At 73.5% G+C, this 24,265-nt stretch carries 24 protein-coding genes; 8 read left to right on the forward strand and 16 right to left on the reverse strand.

What is annotated here, in order from left to right; genetic code table 11:
- Nucleotides 1–53: 53 nt before the first annotated feature.
- The 4 genes from recX to HHL19_RS33775 form a co-directional block, all read right to left on the reverse strand.
- Entirely contained in the window at nt 54–620 is a 567-nt protein-coding gene (recX, locus tag HHL19_RS33760; protein WP_169094198.1) for a recombination regulator RecX, read from the reverse strand.
- A 4-nt stretch (nt 621–624) separates the two neighbouring features.
- Complete coding sequence (gene recA / locus HHL19_RS33765; RefSeq protein WP_169094199.1) at nt 625–1,761, reverse strand: recombinase RecA; 1,137 nt, start codon at nt 1,759–1,761, stop codon at nt 625–627.
- 229 nt (nt 1,762–1,990) lie between these two features.
- Nucleotides 1,991–2,569: a hypothetical protein gene (locus tag HHL19_RS33770; RefSeq protein ID WP_169094200.1), complete on the reverse strand. Its 579-nt coding sequence runs from the start codon at nt 2,567–2,569 to the stop codon at nt 1,991–1,993.
- 156 nt (nt 2,570–2,725) lie between these two features.
- Nucleotides 2,726–3,511, reverse strand: coding sequence for an SGNH/GDSL hydrolase family protein (locus tag HHL19_RS33775; protein WP_169094201.1), 786 nt, complete (start codon nt 3,509–3,511; stop codon nt 2,726–2,728).
- 108 nt (nt 3,512–3,619) lie between these two features.
- On the opposite strand from HHL19_RS33775, the gene HHL19_RS33780 reads away from it, so the two are divergent.
- The 4 genes from HHL19_RS33780 (at nt 3,620) to HHL19_RS33795 (ending at nt 7,869) form a co-directional block, all read left to right on the forward strand.
- Nucleotides 3,620–4,873, forward strand: coding sequence for a histidine kinase (locus tag HHL19_RS33780; RefSeq protein WP_169094202.1), 1,254 nt, complete (start codon nt 3,620–3,622; stop codon nt 4,871–4,873).
- Nucleotides 4,870–5,547 (forward strand): response regulator transcription factor, encoded by a 678-nt coding sequence (locus HHL19_RS33785; protein WP_169094203.1) that lies wholly within the window; start codon nt 4,870–4,872, stop codon nt 5,545–5,547. Before HHL19_RS33780 ends, HHL19_RS33785 begins: the two co-directional genes overlap by 4 nt.
- A 174-nt stretch (nt 5,548–5,721) precedes the next feature.
- On the forward strand, nt 5,722–7,002 hold the full coding sequence (locus HHL19_RS33790) for a cytochrome ubiquinol oxidase subunit I (protein WP_169094204.1): 1,281 nt from the start codon (nt 5,722–5,724) through the stop codon (nt 7,000–7,002).
- Nucleotides 7,003–7,089: 87 nt separating this feature from the next.
- Nucleotides 7,090–7,869, forward strand: a complete 780-nt coding sequence (locus HHL19_RS33795) for a cytochrome d ubiquinol oxidase subunit II (RefSeq protein ID WP_169094205.1) — start codon at nt 7,090–7,092, stop codon at nt 7,867–7,869.
- Between the two features lie 18 nt (nt 7,870–7,887).
- On the opposite strand, the gene HHL19_RS33800 is transcribed toward HHL19_RS33795, so the two are convergent.
- A complete protein-coding gene (locus HHL19_RS33800; RefSeq protein ID WP_346768514.1) occupies nt 7,888–9,228 on the reverse strand; it encodes an AI-2E family transporter in 1,341 nt (446 codons plus the stop codon).
- A gap of 66 nt (nt 9,229–9,294) precedes the next feature.
- Nucleotides 9,295–9,489 carry a DUF3046 domain-containing protein gene (locus HHL19_RS33805; RefSeq protein WP_169094206.1) on the reverse strand — a complete coding sequence of 65 codons (195 nt, stop codon included), beginning with the start codon at nt 9,487–9,489 and terminating at the stop codon, nt 9,295–9,297.
- A gap of 79 nt (nt 9,490–9,568) precedes the next feature.
- Here HHL19_RS33805 and HHL19_RS33810 point away from each other — a divergent pair, with 79 nt between their 5' ends.
- Nucleotides 9,569–10,519, forward strand: a complete 951-nt coding sequence (locus HHL19_RS33810; protein ID WP_169094207.1) for a hypothetical protein — start codon at nt 9,569–9,571, stop codon at nt 10,517–10,519.
- Nucleotides 10,520–10,575: 56 nt separating this feature from the next.
- Here HHL19_RS33810 and HHL19_RS33815 read toward each other — a convergent pair whose 3' ends face one another.
- The 3 genes from HHL19_RS33815 to HHL19_RS33825 are packed head-to-tail and all read right to left on the reverse strand — an operon-like array spanning nt 10,576 to nt 12,537.
- Entirely contained in the window at nt 10,576–10,893 is a 318-nt protein-coding gene (locus HHL19_RS33815) for an AzlD domain-containing protein (protein ID WP_169094208.1), read from the reverse strand.
- On the reverse strand, nt 10,890–11,615 hold the full coding sequence (locus HHL19_RS33820; protein WP_169094238.1) for an AzlC family ABC transporter permease: 726 nt from the start codon (nt 11,613–11,615) through the stop codon (nt 10,890–10,892). The genes HHL19_RS33815 and HHL19_RS33820 overlap by 4 nt, the downstream gene beginning before the upstream one ends.
- Nucleotides 11,616–11,661: 46 nt before the next feature.
- Nucleotides 11,662–12,537, reverse strand: a complete 876-nt coding sequence (locus HHL19_RS33825; RefSeq protein ID WP_169094209.1) for an AraC family transcriptional regulator — start codon at nt 12,535–12,537, stop codon at nt 11,662–11,664.
- Nucleotides 12,538–12,683: 146 nt separating this feature from the next.
- Between HHL19_RS33825 and HHL19_RS33830 the strand changes: the two genes are divergently transcribed.
- The 3 genes from HHL19_RS33830 to HHL19_RS33840 are packed head-to-tail and all read left to right on the forward strand — an operon-like array spanning nt 12,684 to nt 19,055.
- Nucleotides 12,684–17,384, forward strand: a complete 4,701-nt coding sequence (locus HHL19_RS33830; protein WP_169094210.1) for a DEAD/DEAH box helicase — start codon at nt 12,684–12,686, stop codon at nt 17,382–17,384.
- 37 nt (nt 17,385–17,421) lie between these two features.
- Nucleotides 17,422–18,258, forward strand: a complete 837-nt coding sequence (locus HHL19_RS33835) for an Fpg/Nei family DNA glycosylase (protein ID WP_169094211.1) — start codon at nt 17,422–17,424, stop codon at nt 18,256–18,258.
- A gap of 32 nt (nt 18,259–18,290) precedes the next feature.
- On the forward strand, nt 18,291–19,055 hold the full coding sequence (locus tag HHL19_RS33840; protein ID WP_169094212.1) for an SDR family NAD(P)-dependent oxidoreductase: 765 nt from the start codon (nt 18,291–18,293) through the stop codon (nt 19,053–19,055).
- Here HHL19_RS33840 and HHL19_RS37920 read toward each other — a convergent pair.
- The 7 genes from HHL19_RS37920 to HHL19_RS33875 all read right to left on the reverse strand — a co-directional run bounded on the left by HHL19_RS37920 (nt 19,003) and on the right by HHL19_RS33875 (nt 24,230).
- A complete protein-coding gene (locus tag HHL19_RS37920; RefSeq protein ID WP_169094213.1) occupies nt 19,003–19,257 on the reverse strand; it encodes a hypothetical protein in 255 nt (84 codons plus the stop codon). The genes HHL19_RS33840 and HHL19_RS37920 overlap by 53 nt on opposite strands.
- 190 nt (nt 19,258–19,447) lie before the next feature.
- On the reverse strand, nt 19,448–19,918 hold the full coding sequence (locus HHL19_RS33850; RefSeq protein WP_169094214.1) for a DNA starvation/stationary phase protection protein: 471 nt from the start codon (nt 19,916–19,918) through the stop codon (nt 19,448–19,450).
- A 224-nt stretch (nt 19,919–20,142) separates the two neighbouring features.
- Complete coding sequence (locus HHL19_RS33855) at nt 20,143–20,526, reverse strand: helix-turn-helix transcriptional regulator (protein WP_169094215.1); 384 nt, start codon at nt 20,524–20,526, stop codon at nt 20,143–20,145.
- 109 nt (nt 20,527–20,635) lie between these two features.
- Nucleotides 20,636–21,160, reverse strand: a complete 525-nt coding sequence (locus HHL19_RS33860; protein ID WP_169094216.1) for a CinA family protein — start codon at nt 21,158–21,160, stop codon at nt 20,636–20,638.
- On the reverse strand, nt 21,157–21,840 hold the full coding sequence (gene pgsA, locus HHL19_RS33865; RefSeq protein WP_169094217.1) for a CDP-diacylglycerol--glycerol-3-phosphate 3-phosphatidyltransferase: 684 nt from the start codon (nt 21,838–21,840) through the stop codon (nt 21,157–21,159). Before pgsA ends, HHL19_RS33860 begins: the two co-directional genes overlap by 4 nt.
- Entirely contained in the window at nt 21,837–23,324 is a 1,488-nt protein-coding gene (gene rimO, locus HHL19_RS33870) for a 30S ribosomal protein S12 methylthiotransferase RimO (protein WP_169094218.1), read from the reverse strand. The genes pgsA and rimO overlap by 4 nt, the downstream gene beginning before the upstream one ends.
- Before the next feature lie 84 nt (nt 23,325–23,408).
- Nucleotides 23,409–24,230 carry a helix-turn-helix domain-containing protein gene (locus tag HHL19_RS33875; protein ID WP_169094219.1) on the reverse strand — a complete coding sequence of 274 codons (822 nt, stop codon included), beginning with the start codon at nt 24,228–24,230 and terminating at the stop codon, nt 23,409–23,411.
- Nucleotides 24,231–24,265 lie beyond the last annotated feature (35 nt).

Consider the following 24,265-nt stretch of genomic DNA (forward strand, 5'->3'; position numbering starts at 1 on the left):
CGCACCGCACCGCACCACACCACCGGCGGCCTGGTCCCCTCCCCCGGAGGGCTCTAGTAGCCCTCCTCCAGGCCGTCGGTGGACTCGCCCTCCTCTTCCAGCGCCTGACGGACCACCCGCAGGGCCATGCCCTCCGGATAGCCCTTGCGGGCGAGCATCCCGGCGAGGCGTCTGAGCCGGCGGTCGCGGTCGAGACCGCGGGTGGCGCGGAGCTTGCGCGCCACCAGCTCGCGCGCGGTGGCCTCCTCCTGTTCGGAGTCCAGCTGCCCGACCGCCTCCTGTACGAGGCCGGGGTCGATGCCCTTGGTGCGCAGCTCGCGGGCGAGGGCCCGGCGGGCGAGGCCCCGCCCGTGGTGGCGGGACTCCACCCAGGCGTCCGCGAAGGCGGCGTCGTCGATGAGGCCGACGTCCTCGAAGCGGGCGAGGACCTCCTCGGCGATGTCGTCGGGGATCTCCCGCTTGCGCAGGGCATCGGCCAGCTGTCTGCGCGTGCGGGGGGTTCCGGTGAGCAGGCGCAGACAGATCGCCCGCGCCCGCTCAGCCGGATCCTGGGGTGACAGCTCCTTCTCGGCCCTCGACGAGTCGGGGCTGTCACCCGGCCATTCGGTGCGACCGGTCACCGGTTCAGCTCTTGGCCGCGGTGGCCTTGGTCGCCTTGGCGGTCTTGGCCGCGGTGGCCGGGGCCGCCTTGGCGTCGTCCGCGGCGGCCGGGTCCGTCGCGTCCGCGGCCTCGGTGGTGGCCGGGTCGGCCTTCGCGGCGTCGGGGCGGACGCCGACGCCCAGCTTCTCCTTGATCTTCCTCTCGATCTCGTTGGCGAGGTCGGGGTTGTCCTTCAGGAAGTTGCGGGCGTTCTCCTTGCCCTGGCCGAGCTGGTCGCCCTCGTACGTGTACCAGGCGCCGGCCTTGCGGACGAAGCCGTGCTCCACGCCCATGTCGATCAGGCCGCCCTCGCGGCTGATGCCCTGGCCGTAGAGGATGTCGAACTCGGCCTGCTTGAACGGGGGCGCGACCTTGTTCTTCACGACCTTGCAGCGGGTGCGGTTGCCGACCGCCTCCGTGCCGTCCTTGAGGGTCTCGATGCGACGGATGTCGATGCGCACCGAGGCGTAGAACTTGAGCGCGCGGCCACCGGTCGTGGTCTCCGGCGAGCCGAACATCACACCGATCTTCTCGCGGAGCTGGTTGATGAAGATCGCGGTGGTCTTGGACTGGTTGAGGGCGCTGGTGATCTTCCGGAGGGCCTGGCTCATCAGTCGGGCCTGGAGACCCACGTGGGAGTCGCCCATCTCGCCCTCGATCTCCGCGCGCGGGACGAGCGCCGCGACGGAGTCGATGACGATGAGGTCCAGGGCGCCGGAGCGGACCAGCATGTCGACGATCTCGAGGGCCTGCTCGCCGTTGTCCGGCTGGGACAGGATGAGGTTGTCGATGTCGACGCCCAGCTTGCGGGCGTACTCGGGGTCGAGGGCGTGCTCGGCGTCGACGAAGGCGACCTGTCCGCCGGCCTTCTGCGCGTTGGCCACCGCGTGCAGGGTCAGGGTCGTCTTGCCGGAGGACTCCGGGCCGTAGATCTCCACGACACGGCCACGCGGCAGACCGCCGACGCCGAGGGCGACGTCGAGGGCGGTCGAACCGGTGGGGATCACCTCGATCGGCTCCTGGGTGCGGTCGCCCATGCGCATCACGGCGCCCTTGCCGAATTGGCGTTCAATCTGTGCGAGCGCGGCGTCGAGCGCCTTCTCGCGGTCGGTTCCTGCCATGGGTTCCACCCGGGGTGTCTGAGTCGATCGCTTCATGTGAAAGACGCTAACCCCTGCCACTGACAATGGGCTCTCGCGTCTCTCCGACCTGTGGACAACTCGCCGAGATGCCCGCGATTCCAAGGGCCGGAACCTTCATGAGAATAGATGTTCGATTTTCGTGTCAAGCGCGCCACGCCCGCCCTGTGGACAACGTCGGATCCGCCCGCCGCCACCCGCTCTCCCGCACCTACTCGCCGCCCTCGCCCCACTCCTGGTCGAGGTCCGGCCACGTCTCGCGGTCGGCGCGGGAGAGGGTCTCGCCGATCATGCGGGTGGCGTAGTCGCGGTCGCCGGCGATCCGGTTGATGTGCTCGGCGAGGAGGAGGGCGGTGGCCTCCAGGGCGGTCATCTCCTCCTTGGTCCACTCCCCGTACTGCCGGCGCCAGAGGCTGGGGCTCAGGCCGGTGCCGGCCGCGATCACCAGGCCGGCCATGGTGGGGATCGCCTCGGGGCGCACGCTCCGGGGCATCATGCGCAGCGTGGCCACCAGGCTGGGGACCACGTACTCGATGACGTCCCGGTCGTGCTCCTCGTGGACCTGCCGCAGCCACTTCATGAACATGAAGACGAGCGTGCACGCGCCGTCCAGGAGTTCGTTGACACCGTCCAGGTCCAGGGACGCCGTGAGCTGGTCGAGCAGTTTCTGCTGCTCGGGGTCGGTCCCGGTCTTGCCGTCGTGGACGGCCTTGAGCCGGGAGTCGATCACCATGAGTGCCCCGTTCACGTCACCGGCGGGGGCGTAGCGGGGGTCGCAGGGCGATGACACAGGCTTCCTCCTCGTAGGACCGCGTCGGCACGGTCAGTCCGTACGGTAGGAGGCTTGCCGGACGGCTTCCGGCGGTTCGCCGGAAACGACCTTCAGACGACTGAACGGGACCCCGCGCGTTGACCCGGCCGGGCACCCCGCGACAGGCCCGCCGGGCTACGCTCCGCGCCCTTCCACGGGCAGGAGTCCGGGGCGTTTGGCGACCCGGCCGTCGCCGGAGGACCGGCCGCGCACCCGGCGCGCGATCCAGGGCCCGAGGAAGGATCCGGCCCAGGCGAGTTCACCGGCGGCGGCCCCCAGGCGCGTGGGGACCGGGCGCGGCGGCAGCGGCCGGGTCCAGGTGTCGTCGCTGTCCGGCAGGGCGAGCGCGTCGGCGACGGCGGCCGCGATGCGCGCGTGTCCGAGCGGGGAGGCGTGCAGCCGGTCGGCGCTCCACATCCGGGGGTCGGTGACCACCTCGTGGTGCGCGGTCTCGGCGACGGTCACGCCGTGCCGCCGGGCGGCCTGCCTGATCCGGTCGTTGAGGGCGTGGACGCGCGGCGCGAGCGGCCGGGCCAGCGGGGTGACGCGGCCGACGTCGGGGAAGGTGAGGGTGGCCACGCGGGCGCCCTGGGCGGTCAGGGCGGCGAAGACGGCCTCCAGGTGGCCGGCCGTCTCGTCGGCGTCGAAGCCGGGCCGCAGCAGATCGTTCACCCCGGCGACGACGGTGGCGAGGTCGGGCCGGAGCGCGAGGGCGGCCGGGAGCTGTCCCGCCCGTACCTCGCCGGCCAGGCGCCCCCGTACGGCGAGGTTGGCGTACCGGACGCCGGTGCCGGTCCTGGCGAGGTGCTCGGCGAGCCGGTCGGCCCAGCCGCGCAGCCCGGTGAGGTCGTCCCCGTCGCCGACGCCCTCGGTCTGACTGTCGCCGAGGGCCACGTACCGCAGATATCCGTGCGCACCCATCCGTCGGCCACCCTCTTCTCCGTCGCACCCCACCCATGACCTATTCAACTTTTTTAGTATAGGACGGTCGGGCGGCCTTCACCGCCCGCCCCGCCTATCCTTCGACCCATGCGCCTCCCGCCCCGGACCGCCGACGCCCTGATCGCCGGCCTCGTGCTCCTCCTGGTGACGGTCTGGACGCTGATCTCGGGGTGGCACACGCACGAGTCCGCCCCGCGCGCCGCGCTCGGCTGGGCGCTCGTGCTCGTCGGCTGCGGCGCCCTCGTCCTCCGGCGCCGATGGCCCGTGGGCGTCGCCGTCGTCACCCTGCTCGCGTGCGTGACCTACTACCCGCTCTCCGAGCAGGACGGGCCGCTCATGATCGCCTTCGCCCTCGCGCTGTACACCACGGCCGCCGAGGGCCGCTTCGCCGCCGCCGTCGCCCTCGCCGCCGTCACGCTCCTCGCGGTCGGCCTCGGCGAGGCCCGCCAGGCACCGGGCCACCGCCAGATCGACGGGACCGCGCTCGCCATGCTGGCCGGCTGGTTGATCAGCCTGGTCGCGGTCGGCCGGGCCCAGCGCACCCGGACCGCCTATCTGCACGAGGTGGAGCAGCGGGCCCTCGCCGCCGAGCGCGAGCAGGAGGCCCGCGCCCGGCAGAGCGCCACCGAGGAGCGGCTGCGGATCGCCCGCGAGCTCCACGACGTCCTCGGCCACACCGTCTCCCTCATCAACGTGCAGTCCGGCGCCGCCCTCCACCGGCTCGCCAAGCGCCCCGACCCCGAGACCGCGCTCACCACCGCCACCGAGGCCCTGACCGCGGTCCGCACCACCAGCAAGGACGCCCTGCGGGAGCTCCGCGCCACCCTCGGGGTGCTGCGCGGCGCCGACGAGGCCGCGCCGACCGCCCCGCCCGCCTCCGGCCTGGCCCTCCTCGGCGACCTCGCCGCCCGGGCCCGCGCCGCCGGCCTCGACGTACGCACCCGGGTCACCGGCACGCCCGTCCCGCTGCCGCCGCCCGTGGACCTCGCCGCGTACCGCATCGTGCAGGAGTCGCTGACGAACGTGACCCGCCACTCCGCCGCCACGACCGTCACCGTCTCCCTGGACTGGGAGCCGGGGACCGGCACGGTGCGGCTCCGGATCGCGGACGACGGCGGGACATCCGGCACGACGGCCGCGGGCGCCACGACCGGGAGCGGAGGCACCGGAAACGGAGGCGCGAACGGTGACGCCGGAAGCGGCGGGACCGGCATCCGCGGCATGGCCGAGCGGGCCCGCGCCCTCGGCGGCACGCTCACCGCCGGACCGGACGGCGGCGGCTTCGTCGTCGACGCCCGCCTCCCCACGACCCTCGCCCCGCAGGAAGGGACGCCCGCATGATCCGCGTCGTGCTCGCCGACGACCAGACCCTCGTCCGGGCCGGATTCCGGTCGATCCTCTCCGACGAGGACGACATCGAGGTCGCCGGCGAGGCGGGGGACGGCGCGGTGGCCGTCGCCCTCGCCGCCGAACTCCGCCCGGACGTCGTCCTCATGGACATCCGGATGCCCGTGCTCGACGGCCTGGAGGCCACCCGCCGGATCACCGCCGACCCCCGCCTCGACGGCGTGAAGGTCGTCATCCTGACCACCTTCGACGAGGACGAGCACGTGTACGGGGCGCTGCGCGGCGGCGCGTCCGGCTTCCTCGTCAAGGACACCGAGCCGATGGAACTGCTGCACGCGGTACGGGTCGTGGCCCGCGGCGACGCCCTCATCGCCCCCGCGGTGACCCGCCGGCTGATCGCCGAGTTCGCCGGCCGCGCCGACCCGGCCGGCCGCCGCCCCGACCCGGCGCCCCGCCTGGACGCCCTCACCGACCGCGAGCGGGAGGTCCTCGGCCTGGTCGGGGCCGGTCTGTCCAACGACGAGATCGCGGGCCGTCTCGTCCTCTCCCCCGCCACCGCCAAGACCCACGTCAGCCGGATCATGACGAAGCTGAAAGTCAGGGACCGGGCGCAACTGGTCGTCCTGGCCTACGAGTCAGGGATGATCACCCCCGGCTGGCTGGCCTGACGCCCCGAGAGGCCGGTCCGTCCCGGCGTCGCCCCCTAAGGGCCCGGGGCCGCCCGATCAACTTTCGTCGTACGCGCGGACCGGTGCCGTGCATCCGAAGGTGTACATCTGGGGGCCACAACTGTCACCGCAGGTCAGATGCGCCGAGGAAGGCCGGCGGAGCACCCTTGAGGAGTGAATCAGGACGTACTCGATCTCGCGCGGCTACAGTTCGGCCTCACCGCCGCGGGCCACTTCCTCTTCGTCGCCCTCACCCTGGGTCTCGGAACGATCGTGGCCGTCCTCCAGACCCGCGCCACGCTCACCCGGCGCCCGGAGGACGCCCGCCAGGTCCGCTTCTGGGGCCAGCTGTACGTGATCAACTACGCGGTCGGCATCGTCACCGGCCTCGTCATGGAGTTCCAGTTCGGCATGGCGTGGAGCGGCCTCACCCATGAGGCGGGCAACATACTCGGCGCCTCCCTGGCCGTGGAGACGCTCGTCGCGTTCTTCGTCGAGTCCACCTTCCTCGGCCTGTGGATCTTCGGCTGGCACCGGCTCGGCCGCTGGGCCCACCTCGCGACGATCTGGGTCGTCGTCCTGACCGCCTACCTCTCCGCGTACTGGATCCTCGTCTCCAACGGCTTCCTCAACCATCCGGTGGGGTACGGCTCCGAGGGCGGCGAGCTGGTCCTGACCGACCCGGCCGCGGTCCTCACCAACCCGGCCGCGCTGCTCCCGCTCGCCCACATCCTGGCGGGGGCGCTGCTCACCGCGGGCTTCTTCATGGCGGGCGTCAGCGCCTACCACCTGTTCCGGCGGACCGCGGAGGCGGACTTCTTCCGCCGGAGCCTGCGGACCGGGGTCTTCGTCGCGGCGCCGGCCCTGATGGCGGCGGCGGTCAGCGGCGGGCTCCAGTTCGCCTCCCTCGCCTCCTTCCAGCCGATGAAGGCGGCGGTCTTCCAGGGCCAGGTGGCCGAGATCGCCCGGGTGCAGGCCGAGTCGGCGGCCCGCTTCGGCCCCGGCGACTACATACCCTCCGAGGGCTGGACCCGGGGCGGCGGCCTCGTGATGCTGATCGCCTTCGGCCTGATGATGTACCTCTGCCTCGGCGGCGTGATCCTGGCCGCGTTCCGGAAGGTCGTCCTGCGGTTCCGGCTCTGGCACCTGGTCCTGATGGCCTCCGTGCCGCTGCCGTACCTCGCCATGATCGGCGGCTGGGTCTTCCGCGAGTCGGGCCGTCAGCCCTGGGTGGTGTACGGGCTGCTGAGGACGGAGGACGCCGTCTCCGCGCTCTCCCCCGGCACGATGCGGCTCTCGCTGGCCGTGTTCGCCACGCTCTTCCTGCTGCTGGCCGCCCTCAACGCCTGGCTGCTCGCCCGGCACGCCCGCAGGGGCCCGGTCGACACGGGCCTCGGCCGGGACGAACGAGCGCGGGACGAACCCGCGACGGCCGCGCCCCTGCCCCACTACTAGACCTTCCCTTCCCTTCTCTCCGCCCAGTCCCCGCCACCCGTCCCCATCCCCGCCACCGACCCCGTCATCACCGGCCCGAGGAGCACCGTGGAAACCCTCGCCGTCACCCTGCTCGCCTGCTGTGCCGTCGGCTGGTCCGTGCTCGCCGGCACGGACATCGGCAGCGGCATGCTGCTGCCCTGGCTGGGCCGCGGCGACGCCGAGCGCAGACTCGTCCTCGCGTCCTTCGCCCCCTTCTTCCTGGGGAACGAGGTGTGGCTCGTCGCCGCCGCCGGCGTCCTCGTCGGCTGCTTCCCCGCGCTGGAGGGCGAGCTGCTGAGCGGCCAGGCGCCGGTCCTCGTGGCCCTCCTGGCCGGGTGGATCGTGCGGGACGCCGCCCTGTGGTCGCGCGGTCGTGGCCCGGGGCCCCGCTGGCGCGCGGCCTGCGACGCCGCGGTGACGGCCGGCAGCTGGACGGTCGCCCTGTCCTGGGGCCTGCTGCTCGTGGCCCTCCTCACCGGCAGACCGTACGAGCCCGCCGGCGGCCCCGTCGCCCTCGTGGCCGCCCCGGCGGTCGCCGCCCTGTTCGCCGCGCACGGCCTCGGCTTCGCCTCGCTGCGGCTCACCGGCGCCCCGTACCAGCGGGCCCGACGGCTGGTCGGGCGGGCCGGGAGACCCTGGCATCCGCTCGCCCTCACCGCCGTCCCGCTGGCCGGGCTGCCGCTCTGGGCGGGTGCGTCGCTGCCCCTGGCCGAGCGGGCCGCGGCGCCGGGGACGCTGGCCCTGCTCGTCCCTGCGCTGGCCGTGGTGACCCCGCTGCTAGTCGCGGTCCAGGCATGGATCTGGTACGCCTTCCGGGGCCGCGTCACCGGCCCCTCGTACCTGTGAGCCGCGCCGGCGCGTCCGTCAGGCGTCCTCGGCGCCCTGGTTCTCCTTCTTGTGCTGGAGGGCCCTCTGGAGACGGGCGACGACGGCCTCGCCGTACCGCCGGTGGCCGTGCACCCGCGGATCGTCCGTGACGTCGTACCGCTTCACGTACGCCCCGAGGAAGGCCTGGAGGGTGGCCACGGCCGGGATGGCGATCAGCGCGCCGACGGCGCCGAGCAGCGCGGTGCCCGCGATCACCGAGCCGAAGGCCACGGCCGGGTGGATGTCGACCGTCTTGGAGGTGAGCTTCGGCTGGAGGACGTAGTTCTCGAACTGCTGGTAGATCACGACGAAGCCGAGCACCCACAGCGCGTACCAGGGGTTCACGGTGAAGGCGATGAGCATCGGCAGGGCACCGGCCAGATAGGTGCCGATGGTGGGGATGAACTGCGAGACCAGGCCGACCCAGACCGCGAGGGCGGGGGCGTAGGGCACGTCCAGGATCTCGAAGAGCACGAAGTGCGCGACGCCCGAGATGAGGGCCATCAGACCGCGCGAGTAGAGGTAGCCGCCGGTCTTGTCGACCGCGATCTCCCAGGCGCGCAGCACCTCGGCCTGTCGGGCGGGCGGCAGGACGGAGCAGAGCGCGCGGCGGAACCGCGGTCCGTCGGCGGCGAAGTAGAAGGCGAAGAGGAAGATCGTCAGCAGCCGGAAGAGCCCGCCGAGCACGGTGGCGGAGACGTCGAGGACACCGGTGGCGCTGTTCTGCACGTACTTCTGCAGCCAGTCCGACTTGAGCACGCTGTCCTGGACCTCGACCCGGGAGAGCTCGGTGTGGAAGGTCTGGTTGATCCAGTTGATGAGCGAGTCGAGGTACTTGGGGAAGTTCTCGACCATGTCGACGATCTGGCCGGCGAGCATCGAGCCGAGCAGGACGACGAAGCCGACACCGAAGACGAGGACGCCGAAGAAGACGAGGAAGGTGGCGAGTCCCCTGCGCATCCCGCGGGCCGCCATGCGACCGACGGCCGGTTCGATGGCGAGCGCGAGGAAGAAGGCGAGCAGGATGTTGACGAGCAGGCCGACGAGTTGGTGGAAGGCCCAGTCGCCGAGCAGGAAGCAGGCGTAGAGGGCGAGCGCCAGGACCATCGCCCGGGGCAGCCAGCGGGGCATGCGCGCGCCGGACGCCGCGGCGGCGGCGGGGGCCTCGGCGGGCGGCTGCCCTCCCGAGTCGATCGTGGGCACGCCGGGCGACGCGGGCGCCTCGGGCGGCCCGCCCACGGCGACGGTCGGCGACACAGACGTCGCGGGTCTCACCGATGCCGTGGGCGTCTGGGGTGTCTTCCGGGCGGTCATCTCGGTCTCGTCAGTCGGGGCCACCCCGCAAGTCTCGCGCACCCGGCGGACAATCCGCCCGGGGCCGGAGCAGAACGGCGCGAGACGCCCTCAGCGCTTCTCGGCGGGGACGTCCATGGCACCGCAGACCGCCCGCCACACGTCCTTCGCCTCCCAGCCGGCGTCCAGCGCCTCGTGGACGGTCCGGCCGCCCAGTTCGGACAGGACGTGGTCGCGCGCGAAGGAGTCGGCGTACCCGGCGCCGAAGTGGTCGGCCATCCGTTCCCAGAAAATCGTCAACCGCATGACTCCAGTATCCCGCTCCCAAGAGTGCAGCCCGCCCGCCGGGGCTTGTCACCGCGCGGTTCCGCCCTACGGTCTGAACATGGCCGAAAAACCCCTCTCCTCCCCGCCCTCTCCCACCGTGGCCCCCGGGTCTCCGCTGGCCCGCGCCGAGCGGTTCGTCTGGCTGACGGCCCGGGTGCTCGAACAGCGCCGATTCGCCTACCACTTCCTGCGCGGCGGCGCGGACCAGGTGGAGGCGGCCCTGACCGCGTACCTCGACGAGGACGGCGGTTACGGCCACGGGCTCGAACCGGACCTGCGCGGCCCGGTCAGCCAGCCGCTGCACACCGCGCACGCGCTGCGGGTCCTGGACTCCATCGGGCGCTGCGGCGGGCTGCGGGTGGAGCGGATCTGCCGCTATCTGACGGCGGTCTCCACGCACGAGGGGGCGCTGCCGGCGATCGACCCCTCCCAGCGCGGCTACCCGTCGGCGCCGTTCGTCCCGGTCGTCGACGACCCGCCGGGCGAGCTGCTGTCGACGGGCCCGGTGGTGGGCACGCTCCACCGCAACCAGGTCTGGCACGCCTGGCTGTTCCGGGCCACCGAGTTCTGCTGGGCGGCGGTGGAGTCGCTGGAGAAGTCCCATCCGTACGAGGTGCAGGCGGCGGTGGCGTTCCTCGACTCGGCGCCGGACCGGCCGCGGGCCGAGGCGGCGGCCGACCGGCTCGGGCGCCTGGTGCGCGAGCAGCGGCTCGCCGTCCTCGACCCGGAGCACCCGGAGGAGTTCCCGGTGGCCGACGGGTACGCGCCCGGCGAGCACCACTATCCGCACGACTACGCGCGCGTGCCGGACTCGCTCGCCCGCGGCTGGTTCACCGACGAGGAGCTGTCCCGCTCGCTGGACTTCCTCGCGGCGGAGCAGGGCGAGGACGGCGGCTGGCCGATCCGGTGGCGGGCCTGGGCGCCGGGTTCGGCCCTGGAGTGGCGGCCGATCGTCACGATCGACGCCCTGCGCACCCTCCGCGCCTACGGGCGTCCGCTGGAGGACTGATCCGGGGCCCCACGCGCGCGTGGGGCCGCCCGGCCGGCTTCCGTACGGCTCCGGCCTCAGCCGCCCAGGGCCCGCACCCCCGCCGTCACGACGACGGCGGCGCCCACGACGACCAGGAAGGGGGCGCGCAGGACGAGCGCGAGCGCCGCGGCGGCGACGCCGGCGACCCGGGCGTCCAGGACCGGCTCCGTGCCCGTGGCGAAGGTCTGCTGGGCGGTGAGCGCCGCGAGCAGGGCGACGGGCAGCAGGGCGGCGAGCCGCTGGACGAGCGGGCGCTCCAGGGTCTGCGCCGGGACGAGCAGGCCGACCAGCTTGACCAGGTAGCAGCCGGCGACGGTGAGGCCGATCGCGATCCAGACGTGGGTGCCGTTCATCGGGCGGCCTCCTTGTTCCGCGTCCGCCGGCCCTGGAGCCAGAGGACGGCCGGGGCGGCGAGCGCCGACACCAGTACGGGGACGCCGGCCGGGAGCACGGGCAGCAGGCCCAGGCCGAGGACGACGGCGATCCCGGCGGTGGCCCGCTCGGTCGCGGTCCTCAGCATCGGGGCGAGCAGCGCGAGGAAGACCGCGGGTCCGGCGGCGTCGAGTCCCCAGGCGGCGGTGTCGCCGATGGCCTCGGCGCCGAGCGCGCCGAGCAGGGTGGGGACGTTCCACAGGACGTAGAGGGTGAGCCCGGTGACGGTGAAGCCGATCCGGGCGGACCTGCGGTCCGGCTGGGCGAGGGCGACGGCGGTGGTCTCGTCGATGACCCACTGCGCGGCAAACGGTTTCGCTGACCTCGGCAGGGCGAGGAGCTGGGAGAGGCGCAGCCCGTAGAAGGCGTTGCGGGTGCCGAGGAAGAAGGCACCGGCCGCGGCAGTGAACGGGTTTCCGCCGCCGGCGAGGGCGCCGACGAGGGCGAACTGCGAGGCGCCCGTGAAGACGAGCAGGCTGAGCGCGCAGGTCTGGAGGAGGGTGAGCCCGGCGCCCGCCGAGGTCACTCCGAAGGCGAAGCCGGAGAGTCCGACGGCGACGCCGACCCCGAGCGCGTCCCTGACGACGGCGGAGTCCGGTTTGCCCGCGCCACCGGCCGGCCCGGCGGATGATCGGTCACGTATGTCCCCCGTGGCGGGGTGTGCTGTCTGTTCTGCCACGTCGGAGACGTTACGAGCCCGCCCGCGCCCCGTCTTGTACGTTCTTGCGCCCGGCACGGCGGAGGTCCACGCCCCGGGAGCGCTGGTAGGCGCCCGGCGGGACGCCGATGCTGCGGGTGAAGTGCCGGTTGAGGTGGGGCTGGTCCGTGAAGCCGACGGCGACCGCCGCCTCGGCCGGCGGCGTCCCGGCGTCGAGGAGCCGCCGCGCCCGCCGGACCCGCGCGTCGGTGAGCCAGGTGTGCGGCGGCATGCCGTACTCGGCACGGAAGGCCCGCAGCAGCGCGAAGGGGCTGGTGCCGAGGTCGGCGGCGAGCCCCTCCAGGGTGGGCGGCTCGGCCATCCGCTCCTCCAGGACCTCACGGGCCCGTGCCGCGTCCCTTGCCCCCGCGCCACGGGGCGCCGACGGGCGCAGCCGGCCGCCGTGGCTGCGCAGCAACCGGGCGGTGACCAGGCGGAGCAGGCTGTCGGCGGCGAGCGCGTTGCCCTCCTCGGCGGCCCGGTGGACGCCGATCACGAGCTGGGCGGCGTACGGGTCGTCGACGACGGGCCGGGTGAAGCCGACCGGGGCACGGACGTCGAGGGCGTCGGCGGCGATGGAGCGGATGAGCTCCGCGTCCGGGTAGATCGTGCGGTAGGTCCAGCCCTCGGGGACGCCCGCGTAGCCGGTGTGCGGGGTGTCGGGGTTCACCAGGGCGATCTGTCCGGGACCGGCGTGGACGAGCTCGCTCCCGGAGTGGAAGGACTCGACGCCCTCGGTGATCGCGGCGTAGACGAAGGTCTCGTGGGTGTGCCGGGAGAAGGTCTTCTGGATGTAGTGGGCGTGCAGCAGATCGACCCCCGGCAGCTCGGCGTACTTCCAGTACCGTGCCTGCTCGCCCCTCGCCATGCCTCCATTCTGCGCTCGCGCCGGTCGGGGCGACGACCGGGACGACGCCCCGGGGCACCACCCGCAGGGGTGAGGGCGTGCGCGGGCCGGGCCGGGTTTTCCACAGGTCACGGCGGTTGTCGGTGGTCGGGTGCACGATGGGGGGCATGGTCACGTCCGCGCTCGAAGACTTCTCCCCGGCCACCCGCGGGTGGTTCACCGGGGCGTTCACCGCGCCCACGGCCGCCCAGGAGGGCGCCTGGCGGGCCATCGGCGCGGGCTCGGACGTGCTCGTCGTGGCCCCGACCGGCTCGGGCAAGACCCTCGCCGCCTTCCTCGCCTCCCTGGACCGGCTGGCGTCCGTGCCGGTCCCGGCCGAGCCGAAGAAGCGCTGCCGGGTGCTGTACGTCTCCCCGCTGAAGGCGCTCGCCGTCGACGTGGAGCGCAATCTCCGCTCGCCCCTGACCGGCATCCGCCAGGAAGCCGTGCGTCTCGGGCTGCCCGAGCCGGACGTACGGGTCGGCATCCGGTCCGGCGACACCCCGGCCGCCGAGCGCCGGGCGCTCGCCACCAGGCCGCCGGACATCCTGATCACCACCCCCGAGTCCCTCTTCCTCATGCTGACCTCGGCCACCCGGGAGGCGCTGTCCGGGGTGGAGACGGTCATCCTGGACGAGGTCCACGCGGTCGCCGGCACCAAGCGCGGCGCACACCTGGCCCTCACCCTGGAGCGGCTCGACGAGCTGCTCCCCCGCCCCGCCCGCCGGATCGGCCTCTCGGCCACGGTCCGCCCGGTCGACGAGGTCGCCCGCTTCCTCTCCCCCGGCCGCCAGGTCGAGATCGTGCAGCCCCCGTCGGGCAAGGAGTTCGACCTCTCCGTCGTCGTACCCGTGGAGGACATGGGCGAGCTGGGCGGCTCCCCCGCCTCCGAGGGCAAGGACGGCGGCGACAAGCCGTCGATCTGGCCGCACGTCGAGGAGCGGATCGCCGACCTCGTCCAGGCCCACCGCTCCACGATCGTCTTCGCCAACTCCCGGCGCCTCGCCGAGCGCCTCTGCAACCGGCTCAACGAGATCGCCTACGAGCGGGCCACCGGCGAACCCGCCCCCGAAGGCGCCCCGCCCGCCGAGATCATGGCCCAGTCGGGCGCTGCGCAGGGCGCGCCGCCGCTGCTCGCCCGCGCCCACCACGGCTCGGTCTCCAAGGAGCAGCGCGCCCAGGTCGAGGAGGACCTGAAGGCGGGCCGGCTGCCCGCCGTGGTCGCCACCTCCAGCCTGGAGCTCGGCATCGACATGGGCGCGGTCGACCTCGTCGTCCAGGTCGAGTCGCCGCCCTCCGTGGCCTCCGGTCTCCAGCGCGTGGGCCGCGCGGGCCACCAGGTCGGCGCGGTCTCCACGGGCGTGGTGTTCCCCAAGTACCGCGGTGATCTGGTGCAGGCGGCCGTGGTCACCGAGCGGATGCGCTCGGGCTCCATCGAGTCGCTGCGGATCCCGGCCAACCCGCTGGACGTCCTCGCCCAGCAGCTGGTCGCGATGGTCGCCCTCGACACCTGGCAGGTGGACGACCTGCTGACGGTGGTCCGCCGGGCCGCCCCCTTCGCCTCCCTCCCGGAATCGGCCTTCACCGGCGTGCTTGACATGCTCGCCGGCCGCTATCCCTCGGACGCCTTCGCCGAACTGCGCCCGCGCGTCGTGTGGGACCGGGTGGCGGGTAAGGTCACCGGCCGCCCGGGGGCCCAGCGGCTCGCGGTCACCTCCGGCGGCACCATCCCCGACCGGGGCCTGTTCGGGGTGTTCCTCGCCGGCTCCGACCCGAAGAAGGGCGGCGGCCGGGTCGGCGAGCTCGACGAGGAGATGGTGTACGAGTCCCGGGTCGGCGACGTCTTCACGCTGGGCACCACGTCCTGGCGGATCGAGGACATCACCCGCGACCGGGTCCTGGTGTCACCGGCGCCGGGTGTGCCGGGGCGGCTGCCGTTCTGGAAGGGCGACCAGCTGGGCCGCCCGCTCGAACTGGGCCGCGCGGTCGGCGCGTTCCTGCGCGAGCTGGGCGCGCTCGGCGAGGAGGACGCCCGGCTGCGGCTGATCGCCGCGGGCCTGGACTCCTGGGCGGCGGAGAACGTCCTGGCGTATCTGAAGGAGCAGCGCGAGGCCTGCGGCCACGTCCCGGACGACCGCACGATCCTGGTGGAGCGCTTCCGCGACGAGCTGGGCGACTGGCGGGTCGTCGTCCACTCCCCCTTCGGCGCGCAGGTGCACGCGCCGTGGGCGCTCGCGCTCGGCGCCCGGCTCGCCGAGCGGTACGGCATGGACGCGCAGGTGATGCACGCCGACGACGGCATCGTGCTGCGCCTTCCCGACGCCGATCTGATGGGCCTCGACATGGGGCTCGACCTGCTGGACCACGAGCCGGTCGACCCCGGCCGCCACCTGGACACGGTGTACGACGCGGACCAGGCGCCGGTGGGCGCGGCGGACACCGTCTTCGACAAGGGCGAGGTGGCGCAGATCGTCACCGACCAGGTGGGCGGCTCCGCCCTGTTCGCCTCCCGCTTCCGGGAGTGCGCCGCCCGCGCCCTGCTGCTGCCGAAGCGGAACCCCGGGAAGCGCACCCCGCTCTGGCAGCAGCGCCAGCGGGCGTCCCAACTGCTTCAGGTGGCGAGCGAGTTCGGCTCCTTCCCGATCGTTCTGGAGGCCGTCCGCGAATGCCTCCAGGACGTCTTCGACGTGCCCGGCCTCACCGAGCTGATGGGCGACATCGAGGCCCGCCGCGTCCGCCTCGTCGAGGTCACCACCGCCGAACCGTCCCCCTTCGCCCGCTCCCTGCTCTTCGGCTACGTGGCGCAGTTCCTGTACGAGGGCGACTCCCCGCTCGCCGAGCGCCGGGCGGCCGCGCTCTCCCTGGACTCCCGGCTCCTCGCGGAGCTCCTCGGCCAGGCGGAGCTGCGCGAGCTGCTCGACCCGGAGGTGCTGACCGAGCTGGAGCGGGAGCTCCAGTGGCTCACCGAGGACCGGCGGATCAAGGACGTCGAGGGCGTCGCGGACCTGCTGCGGGTCCTCGGCCCGCTGACCGGCGCCGAGCTGGCCGCGCGCGGCGCCGAGGAGGGCTGGGCGGGAGAGCTGGCCCGCTCCCGGCGTGCGATCGCGGTGCGGATCGCGGGCACCGAGCACTGGGCGGCGATCGAGGACGCGGGCCGGCTGCGGGACGCCCTCGGCACGGCCCTGCCGGTCGGCGTCCCCGAGGCCTTCACCGAGCCGGTCAAGGACCCGCTCGGCGACCTCCTCGCCCGGTACGCCCGCACCCACGGCCCCTTCACCTCCTCCCAGGCCGCCGCCCGCTTCGGCCTCGGCGCCGCCGTCACCGACGGCGCCCTCCGGCGCCTCGCCGCGTCCGGGCGGGTCGTCCAGGGCGAGTTCCGCCCTCCCGTCGCCCACCACCCCCCGTCCGAAGAGGCGCTTCGCGCCGCAGTCTCCGAATTGGGCATCGGCCAGGAGTGGTGCGACGCCACCGTCCTGCGCCGGCTGCGCCGCCGCTCCCTGGCCGCGCTGCGGCACGAGCTGGAGCCGGTGCCCCCGGCGGCCCTGGCGACCTTCCTGCCCCAGTGGCAGCACCTGGGCGGGGGCGGTCTGCGCGGGATCGACGGCCTGGCCCGCGCGATCGAGCAGCTCCAGGGCGCGCCCGTGCCGGCGTCGGCCCTGGAGAAGCTGGTCCTGCCGTCCCGGGTCCGGGACTACTCGCCGGGGATGCTCGACGAGCTGACCACCACCGGCGAGGTGGTCTGGGCCGGGGCGGGCTCGCTGCCCGGCAAGGACGGCTGGGTCTCGCTCTACCTCGCGGACGCGGCCCCGCTGCTGCTGCCCCCGCCGCACCCGCTGGAGCTCACCGCGCTCCACGAGTCGGTCCTGACGGCCCTGACCGGCGGATACGGCCTCTTCTTCCGCCAGATCGCCGACCAGGTCCGGATCACCACCCACCCGGACGCCACCGATCCCCAGCTCGCCGACGCCCTGTGGGACCTGGCCTGGTCGGGCCGGCTCACCAACGACACCCTGGCGCCGCTGCGGTCCCTCCTCGGCTCGGGCCGCACCGCCGGCTCGACCGCCCACCGGGCCCGGCGCACGGTGCCGCGCGGGCGGTACGGCACCCTGGGCGCCACCCGCCCGGCCTCCCGCTCGGGCCCGCCGACGGTCTCGGGCCGCTGGGCGCTGCTGCCGCCCGCCGAGCCCGAGCCGACCCACCGGGCGCACGCGCTGGCCCGCACCCTCCTGGACCGGCACGGGGTGGTGACCCGTGGCGCCGTCGCCGCCGAGGGCGTCGCGGGCGGCTTCTCCGCGGTCTACCGGATCCTGTCCGCGTTCGAGGACAGCGGCCAGGCCAGGCGCGGCTATGTCGTGGAGGGTCTGGGCGCGGCCCAGTTCGCGATGGACGGGGCCGTGGACCGGCTTCGGGCGGCGGCGACCGCCCGGGACCGGGGAGCCGAGGCGGCCGCGGGCCCGCGGGCGGTGGTGCTGGCCGCCGCCGACCCGGCGAACGCGTACGGGGCGGCCCTGCCGTGGCCGGAGACCCCGACCGGCGCGGGCCACAAGCCCGGCCGCAAGGCGGGCGCCCTGGTGGTCCTGGTCGACGGCGAGCTGACCCTGTACGTGGAGCGCGGCGGCAAGTCGGTGCTGTCCTGGCAGACGGAACCGGACGCCCCTGCCCTCGCGGCGGCGGCCGGCGCCCTGGCCGAGGCGGCCCGGGCGGGCGCCCTGGGCACGGTCACGGTCGAGCGGATCAACGGCGCGACGGCCCTGACCTCCCCCTTGGCCCGCCCCCTGGAGGCGGCCGGCTTCCTGGCCACCCCGCGCGGTCTGCGCCTGAGACCCTGACGAAGCCAGGGAGACCCGGAGAGGAGGGCCGACTCCGTTGCCCGAAGGAGACACCGTCTGGCAGGCCGCCCACCGGCTGCACACCGCGCTCGCCGGGCGGGTGCTGACCCGCGCCGACCTGCGGGTGCCGCGCTTCGCGACCGCCGACCTCACCGGCCGCGCGGTCCTGGACGTCACCCCGCGCGGCAAGCACCTCCTGACCCGGATCGACGGCGGGCTCACCCTCCACTCGCACCTGCGGATGGACGGCGCGTGGAAGGTGTTCCCGACCGGGGAGCGCCCGCGCGGCGGCCCCGAGCACCAGATCCGCGCCGTGCTCGGGAACGAGGAGCACACCGCGTACGGCTACCGGCTCCCGGTCCTGGAGCTGGTCCGCACCGCGGAGGAGGCCCGGGTGGTCGGCCATCTCGGCCCCGACCTGCTCGGCCCGGACTGGGACCCGGAGGAGGCGGCGCGCCGTCTCCTCGCCGACCCGTCCCGCCCCCTCGGCGAGGCCCTGCTCGACCAGCGCAATCTCGCCGGCATCGGGAACGTCTACAAGTCGGAGCTCGCCTTCCTGGCCGCCGTCACCCCGTGGCTCCCGGTCGGCGAGCTCGACCCCGGTGTCCCGCCCCGCCTGGTGGCGACCGCCCACCGACTCCTGGAGGCGAACAAGGAACGTCCCGATCGGCGCACCACGACCACCCGCCGCCCCGGCACCCCGCTCCACGTCTACGGCCGCGAGGGCCGCCCCTGCCTCCGCTGCGGCACCCCCGTCCGCAAGGCGGAGCTGGGCGACCGCGTCACCTACTGGTGCCCTGGCTGCCAGCACGGCCCCGAGGGAACCCCCTCGGACCGGACCCCACCCCAGGACCGGACCCCACCCCACAATTGACGATCCGTCAGATTCGGTCGTACGGTCCCGCCATGAACCTCTCGGCGTACGACCTCACCGGCCGCACCGCGTTCGTGACGGGCGCCGCCAGCGGCATCGGCCGCGCCAGCGCCGTCCTCCTCGCCCGCGCGGGCGCGAGCCTCCACCTCGCGGACCGCGACGAGCCGGGCCTGGCGGAGACGGCCGCCCTGATCACCCGCGAGGGCGGCACGGCGCGCACGCACCCCCTCGACGTCACCGACCGGCCCGCGCTCGCCGCCGCCGTCGACGCGGCAGGGCCGCTGCACGTGATGGCGGCGGTCGCCGGGATCATGCACACGAGCACGGTCCTGGAGACCCGCGAGGAGGATCTCGACCGCGTCCTCGCCGTGAACTTCAAGGGCGTGCTCCAGGCCTGCCAGGAGGCCGCCCGTTCGATGATCGCCTCCGGCACCCGGGGGTCGATCGTCACGATGGCCTCGGGTGCGATGGACACCGCGAGTCCCGGCCTGCTCTGCTACAGCGTCGCCAAGGCGGCCGTCGTCCAGCTGGCCAAGACGCTCGCGGTGGAGGCGGGCCCGCACGGCATCAGGGTCAACGCGGTCGCGCCCGGCTGGATCCGCACCCCCATGACGGACCGTCATGAACCCTCCGCCCAGGAGCAGGCGGAGGCCGCGATGGTCCGTCACTCACCCCTGCGGCGGGTCGGCGAGCCCGAGGACATCGCGCACGCGGTCCTCCATCTCGCCTGCGACGCCTCCTCGTTCACGACGGGGCAGATCCTGCGCCCGAACGGCGGCGTCGCCATGCCCTGGTGAGGCGCGCGGGCCGTGAGGAGGCGGCCACGTGCACCGGCAGCAGGCTCAGCCCCCAGCCGCCCGCGGCCACCGCCCCCTCGACCGGTCCGGAGTCCCCCGGAACCAGCAGCAGGCGCAGCACCGCCCACCACCAGAGCCCCCCGACCACCAGCCCGACCGCGATCAGCGTGAGCGTCACCAGCGGAACCCGTCGCCGTACCATGGCCGCCTCCTGCGCTCGACGCTAGACCGGCAGGATCACCCTGCGGGAGGGCGCACCGGTGTCAGCCCCGGCGCACACCCCGCGCACGGTCCGGCGGACGCCCCCGCGCACCGGACCCCGCACGCCGCGGGCGGCAGCCCCCACGCCACGTATCGCCCCCACGTCACCTATCGCCGCCACGACCGACCGCCTACGCGCTCTCGGCCTGGAACATCCACGAATGCTTCTCCAGGTCCGCCGTGAGGCCGATGAGGATGTCCTGGCTGACGGGGTCGGGCTCTCCGGTGACGTCCACCCGTTCCCGCATCCGGGTGATGACGGCGCCGAGCGAGGTCACCAGGATCCGCACCGCGTCCGCGTCCTTGACCCAGCCCTCCGGCACCGTACCGATCGCACTGCCGGCGGCCACCGTCGCCGCCCGCCCGTCGGGGTTCACCCCGAGCGCCGAGGCCCGCTCGGCCACGGTGTCGGAGTGCAGCCGGGCGGTGTCCACCACCTCGTCCAGCTGGAGGTGGACGGAGCGGAACCGCGGCCCGACGACGTTCCAGTGCACCTGCTTGGCGACCAGCGCCAGGTCGACGAGATCGACCAGGGCGCCCTGGAGGGCGTTGCCGACCGTCTTGAGGTCGGCTTCGGACAGCGGGCTCTTCACGACAGACATGCGGAGTCTCCAACCAGTCGAACGTCTCCCCCACCATGGCACGCCTGTCCGGAATCCGACATCTCAAACAAAAGCCCTCAACCCCGAAGAAAAGCTCCGGAGCGAAAGAACATCACGTCGAAACCGAAAGAACATCACGTCGAAAGCCGAGGAACACCACGTCGAAGCCCCGGCCGATGCCCCCGTCAAGGGGCACCGACCGGGGCTTCGACCCGTTCGGGGGTTCAGGCGGCGACGACGTCCACGGCCTCCGCGGGCGCCTTGATGGTCACCCGCTCGGTGGGCACACCGGCCACCGACGTCACCGACACCGAATTGAGCATCGGACGGACCGGTGCGGGCACCGGTTCGCTCGAGGCCGCCGACGCGGCCAGTTCGGCCAGTGACAGCTCGTCGCTCACTTCCCGCATGAGCTCGGACATCCGTACGTCCAGCGCGTCGCAGATAGCGGAGAGCAGTTCGGAGGAAGCCTCCTTCTGCCCCCGCTCCACCTCGGAGAGATAGCCGAGCGAGACTCGGGCGGACGAGGAGACTTCGCGCAGAGTACGGCCCTGGCGCTGGCGCTGCCGACGCAGCACGTCACCCAACAGGCGACGGAGCAGAATCATCGGTGGCTCCCTCCTCGGACCGCGTAGCCGCATCCTTCACGCCCCACCGTACCGCCTCGCGCCGCGGCCGTGCGGGGAGCGATGTCGTGTTCACTCAGGGCTGCAAACATCAATTCCCCCCGTTCTGTTCCGTATCCTGTGCCCGCGCATTTGCCGAGAGTTCCGCGTGGAGCAGTTCCAGCACGCTCCGCACACTCTCTCTACGGATTTCCGCGCGATCGCCGTTCAATCTCAACGACACCACTTTCCCGGCCGCGGCGCCTGTCGTAGCGGGTCCGGCCACCGCCACGTAGACGGTCCCCACGGGCTGTCCGTCCTGCGGATCGGGCCCCGCGACCCCGGTCGTCGACATCCCCCAATCGGCGCCGAGCCGCTCGCGCACACCCCGTGCCATCTGCACCGCGACCTCGGGATCCACCGCACCGCGCTCCCGCAGCAGGCCGGCGTCCACCCCGAGCAGCTCGTGCTTGAGGGGGGTCGCGTACGCGGTGACGGAGCCGCGGAAGGCGCGGGACGCCCCGGGCGTCCCGGTCAGCTCGGCGGCCACGAGGCCGCCGGTGAGCGATTCGGCGGCGGCCAGCGTCTGGCCACGCTCCGTGAGCAGACCCAGGACGGCGGCGGCCACCGCGCTCATCGCGCCGAGGCCTCCGTCGCCCCCGAGCGGGCCGCGGCCCGCTCGGCCGCCAGCCCCTTGCGCCTCAGTACGACCGCCTGTCGCACATAATCCAGACCGGTGACGACGGTCAGCACGACCGCGACCGCCATCACCCAGAAGCGCAGCGTCGCCAGCGGGCCGGTCAGCATGAGCACGTACATGCCCACGGCCGTGCCCTGGGCGAGCGTCTTCATCTTGCCGCCCCGGCTGGCCGGGATGACCCCGTGCCGGATCACCCAGAAACGCATCAGCGTGATCCCCAGCTCGCGCGCCAGGATCACCCCGGTCACCCACCACGGCAGATCGCCGAGGCCCGACAGGCAGATCAGTCCGGCGGCCATGATCGCCTTGTCGGCGATCGGGTCGGCGATCTTCCCGAAGTCGGTGACCAGGTTGTACGTGCGGGCGAGATGTCCGTCGAAGACGTCCGTGATCATGGCGACGGCGAACGCCGCCCAGGCCCAGGCCCGCCAGACGGGGTCGTGCCCGCCGTCCTGGAGGAGCAGCACCACGAAGCCCGGCACGAGGACGAGCCGGATCATGGTGAGGATGTTGGCGATGTTCCAGACGCTGACGGGGTTCACGGCCGCCGAGCCCAGCTTGCCGCGGGGCGCCGGCCTGCCGGTCCCGCCCGTCGCGGATGCCGGGACTCCGGTCATCTGCCCACCTCCTCGACACACTCCGCCACGAGGTCGACGCCTTCGCTGGCCACGACCTTCGCCCTGACCATACGGCCCGGGGCCAGGTCGAGGCCCGCGCCACCACCGTCGGTGAGGATCACCTGGCCGTCCGTCTCGGGGGCCTGGTGGGCGGCGCGGCCGATCCAGCCGTCCTCCTCGTCCTCGGTCTCCACCAGTACCTCCAGCATCTCCCCGATCCGCTCCTCGGCGCGCTGCGCGGTGAGCTCCTCGGCGAGGCGGGAGAGGTGGGCGAGGCGGGCGTCGACGACGTCCTGGTCGAGCTTGTGCTCGTACGTGGCGGCTTCGGTGCCGTCCTCGTCGGAGTAGCCGAAGACGCCGATGGCGTCGAGCCGGGCGTGGGTGATGAAGCGCTCCAGCTCGGCAAAGTCGGCCTCGGTCTCGCCGGGGAAGCCGACGATGAAGTTGGACCGGGCGCCGGCCGTCGGGGCCTTCTCGCGGATCGTCGCGAGCAGGTCGAGGAAGCGGTCGGTGTCGCCGAAGCGGCGCATGGCGCGCAGCACGTCGGGGGCGCTGTGCTGGAACGACAGGTCGAAGTAGGGCACGACCTTGTCGGTGGAGGTCAGCACGTCGATGAGGCCGGGGCGCATCTCGGCCGGCTGGAGGTAGCTGACCCGGACGCGCTCGATGCCGTCGACGGCCGCGAGCTCGGGCAGCAGGCCCTCCAGGAGGCGGATGTCGCCGAGGTCCTTGCCGTACGAGGTGTTGTTCTCGGAGACCAGCATGATCTCCTTGACGCCCTGCTCGGCGAGCCACCGCGTCTCGTTCAGCACGTCCGAGGGACGGCGGGAGACGAAGCTGCCGCGGAAGGACGGGATGGCGCAGAAGGAGCAGCGGCGGTCGCAGCCGGAGGCGAGCTTCACGGAGGCGACGGGGCTGCGGTCGAGGCGGCGGCGGAGCGGGGCGCGCGGGCCCGAGGCGGGCGCGAGGCCGTCGGGCAGGTCGCCCGGGACGTTCTGCGGCTCCTCGGCGGCTCCGTGGCCCGGGAGGGCGACCTCGGCGGCGGCCTGCTGGCGGTCGACCGGGGAGAGCGGGAGGAGCTTGCGCCGGTCACGCGGGGTGTGGGCCTCGACGCTGCCACCGCTGAGGATGGTCTGGAGGCGGTTGGAGATGTCGGCGTAGTCGTCGAAGCCGAGCACGCCGTCGGCTTCGGGGAGGGCGTCGGCCAGCTCCTTGCCGTAGCGCTCGGCCATGCAGCCGACGGCGACGACGGCCTGGGTCTTGCCGTGATCCTTCAGATCATTGGCTTCGAGGAGGGCGTCGACGGAGTCCTTCTTGGCGGCTTCGACGAAGCCACAGGTGTTGACGACGGCGACGTCTGCGTCCTCGGCGTTCTCGACGAGCTCCCAGCCGTCCGCTGCCAAGCGGCCTGCGAGCTCCTCCGAGTCCACCTCGTTACGGGCGCAGCCGAGAGTGACAAGGGCGACGGTACGGCGTTCGGGCATGGACTCAAGACTACTTCGTCCCGGACGTGACCCCGTCGCTCAGGGTTCACCTGCGCGACGGAGGTCACACCGCTACCGCTCCGGTCAGCCGGCCTCGGGGTCGCCCTTGGTGTAGCTGAGGCGCTCCACCTGGCCGTCCTCGAACTTCTCGGAGACCTTCTTGCCGTTGACGTACAGCTCGATCGCGCCGGCGTTGCCGAGGACGAGGTCGACCTGCTCGTCGTCCTGGAAGGTCTTGGTGTCGCCTTCCTGGAGGAAGCCGTCGAAGAGCATCTTGCCGTCGGAGGCCTTGGCCGAGATCCAGCTCTTGCCGTCGGCGGTGAGCTTGACGGTGACCTTGTCGGCCGGGACGGCCGCGATGGCGCTCCCGGTCGGCTTGGGCGCGGGCTTGACGGGCTTCGGCTTGGCCGGGGAGGACGCCTTCTCCGGGGCCGGGGCGGGGCCGCCCTCGGCGGCCGTGGTCCCCTTCGGCTCGTCGGTGCCGTTGAACATCGTGAAGCCGACGAAGCCGACGACGGCGACGATCGCCGCGACCATGGCCGCGGTCCAGTTGGGCCGCCGGGGCTCGGGGCGGATGCGTTCCGCCTCGAACAGCGGGGCGGCGGGGGTGGGCGCGGGACGGCCGCCGTGCTCGGCGTCGTACCGCTCGATCAGCGGCGCCGGATCGAGCCCGACGGCGCGCGCGAGGGTGCGGATGTGACCGCGCGCGTAGACGTCGCCGCCGCAGCGCGAGAAGTCGTCCTCCTCGATGCCGTGCACGATCGGGATCCGGACACGGGTGGAGGCGCTGACCTCTTCGACGCTGAGGCCGGCGGCGATGCGGGCCTGCTGGAGGGTGCGACCGATCGGTTCCCGGTCGTCTGACGGGAACGTCCGGTCGTCTTCGGGGGAGTTGCCGATGGACACGAGAGCGCCTTTCGAGCGTGTAGCCACCTGCTGGA

It is taken from the genome of Streptomyces sp. R302 (assembly GCF_012927245.1).
Classification (GTDB): domain Bacteria; phylum Actinomycetota; class Actinomycetes; order Streptomycetales; family Streptomycetaceae; genus Streptomyces.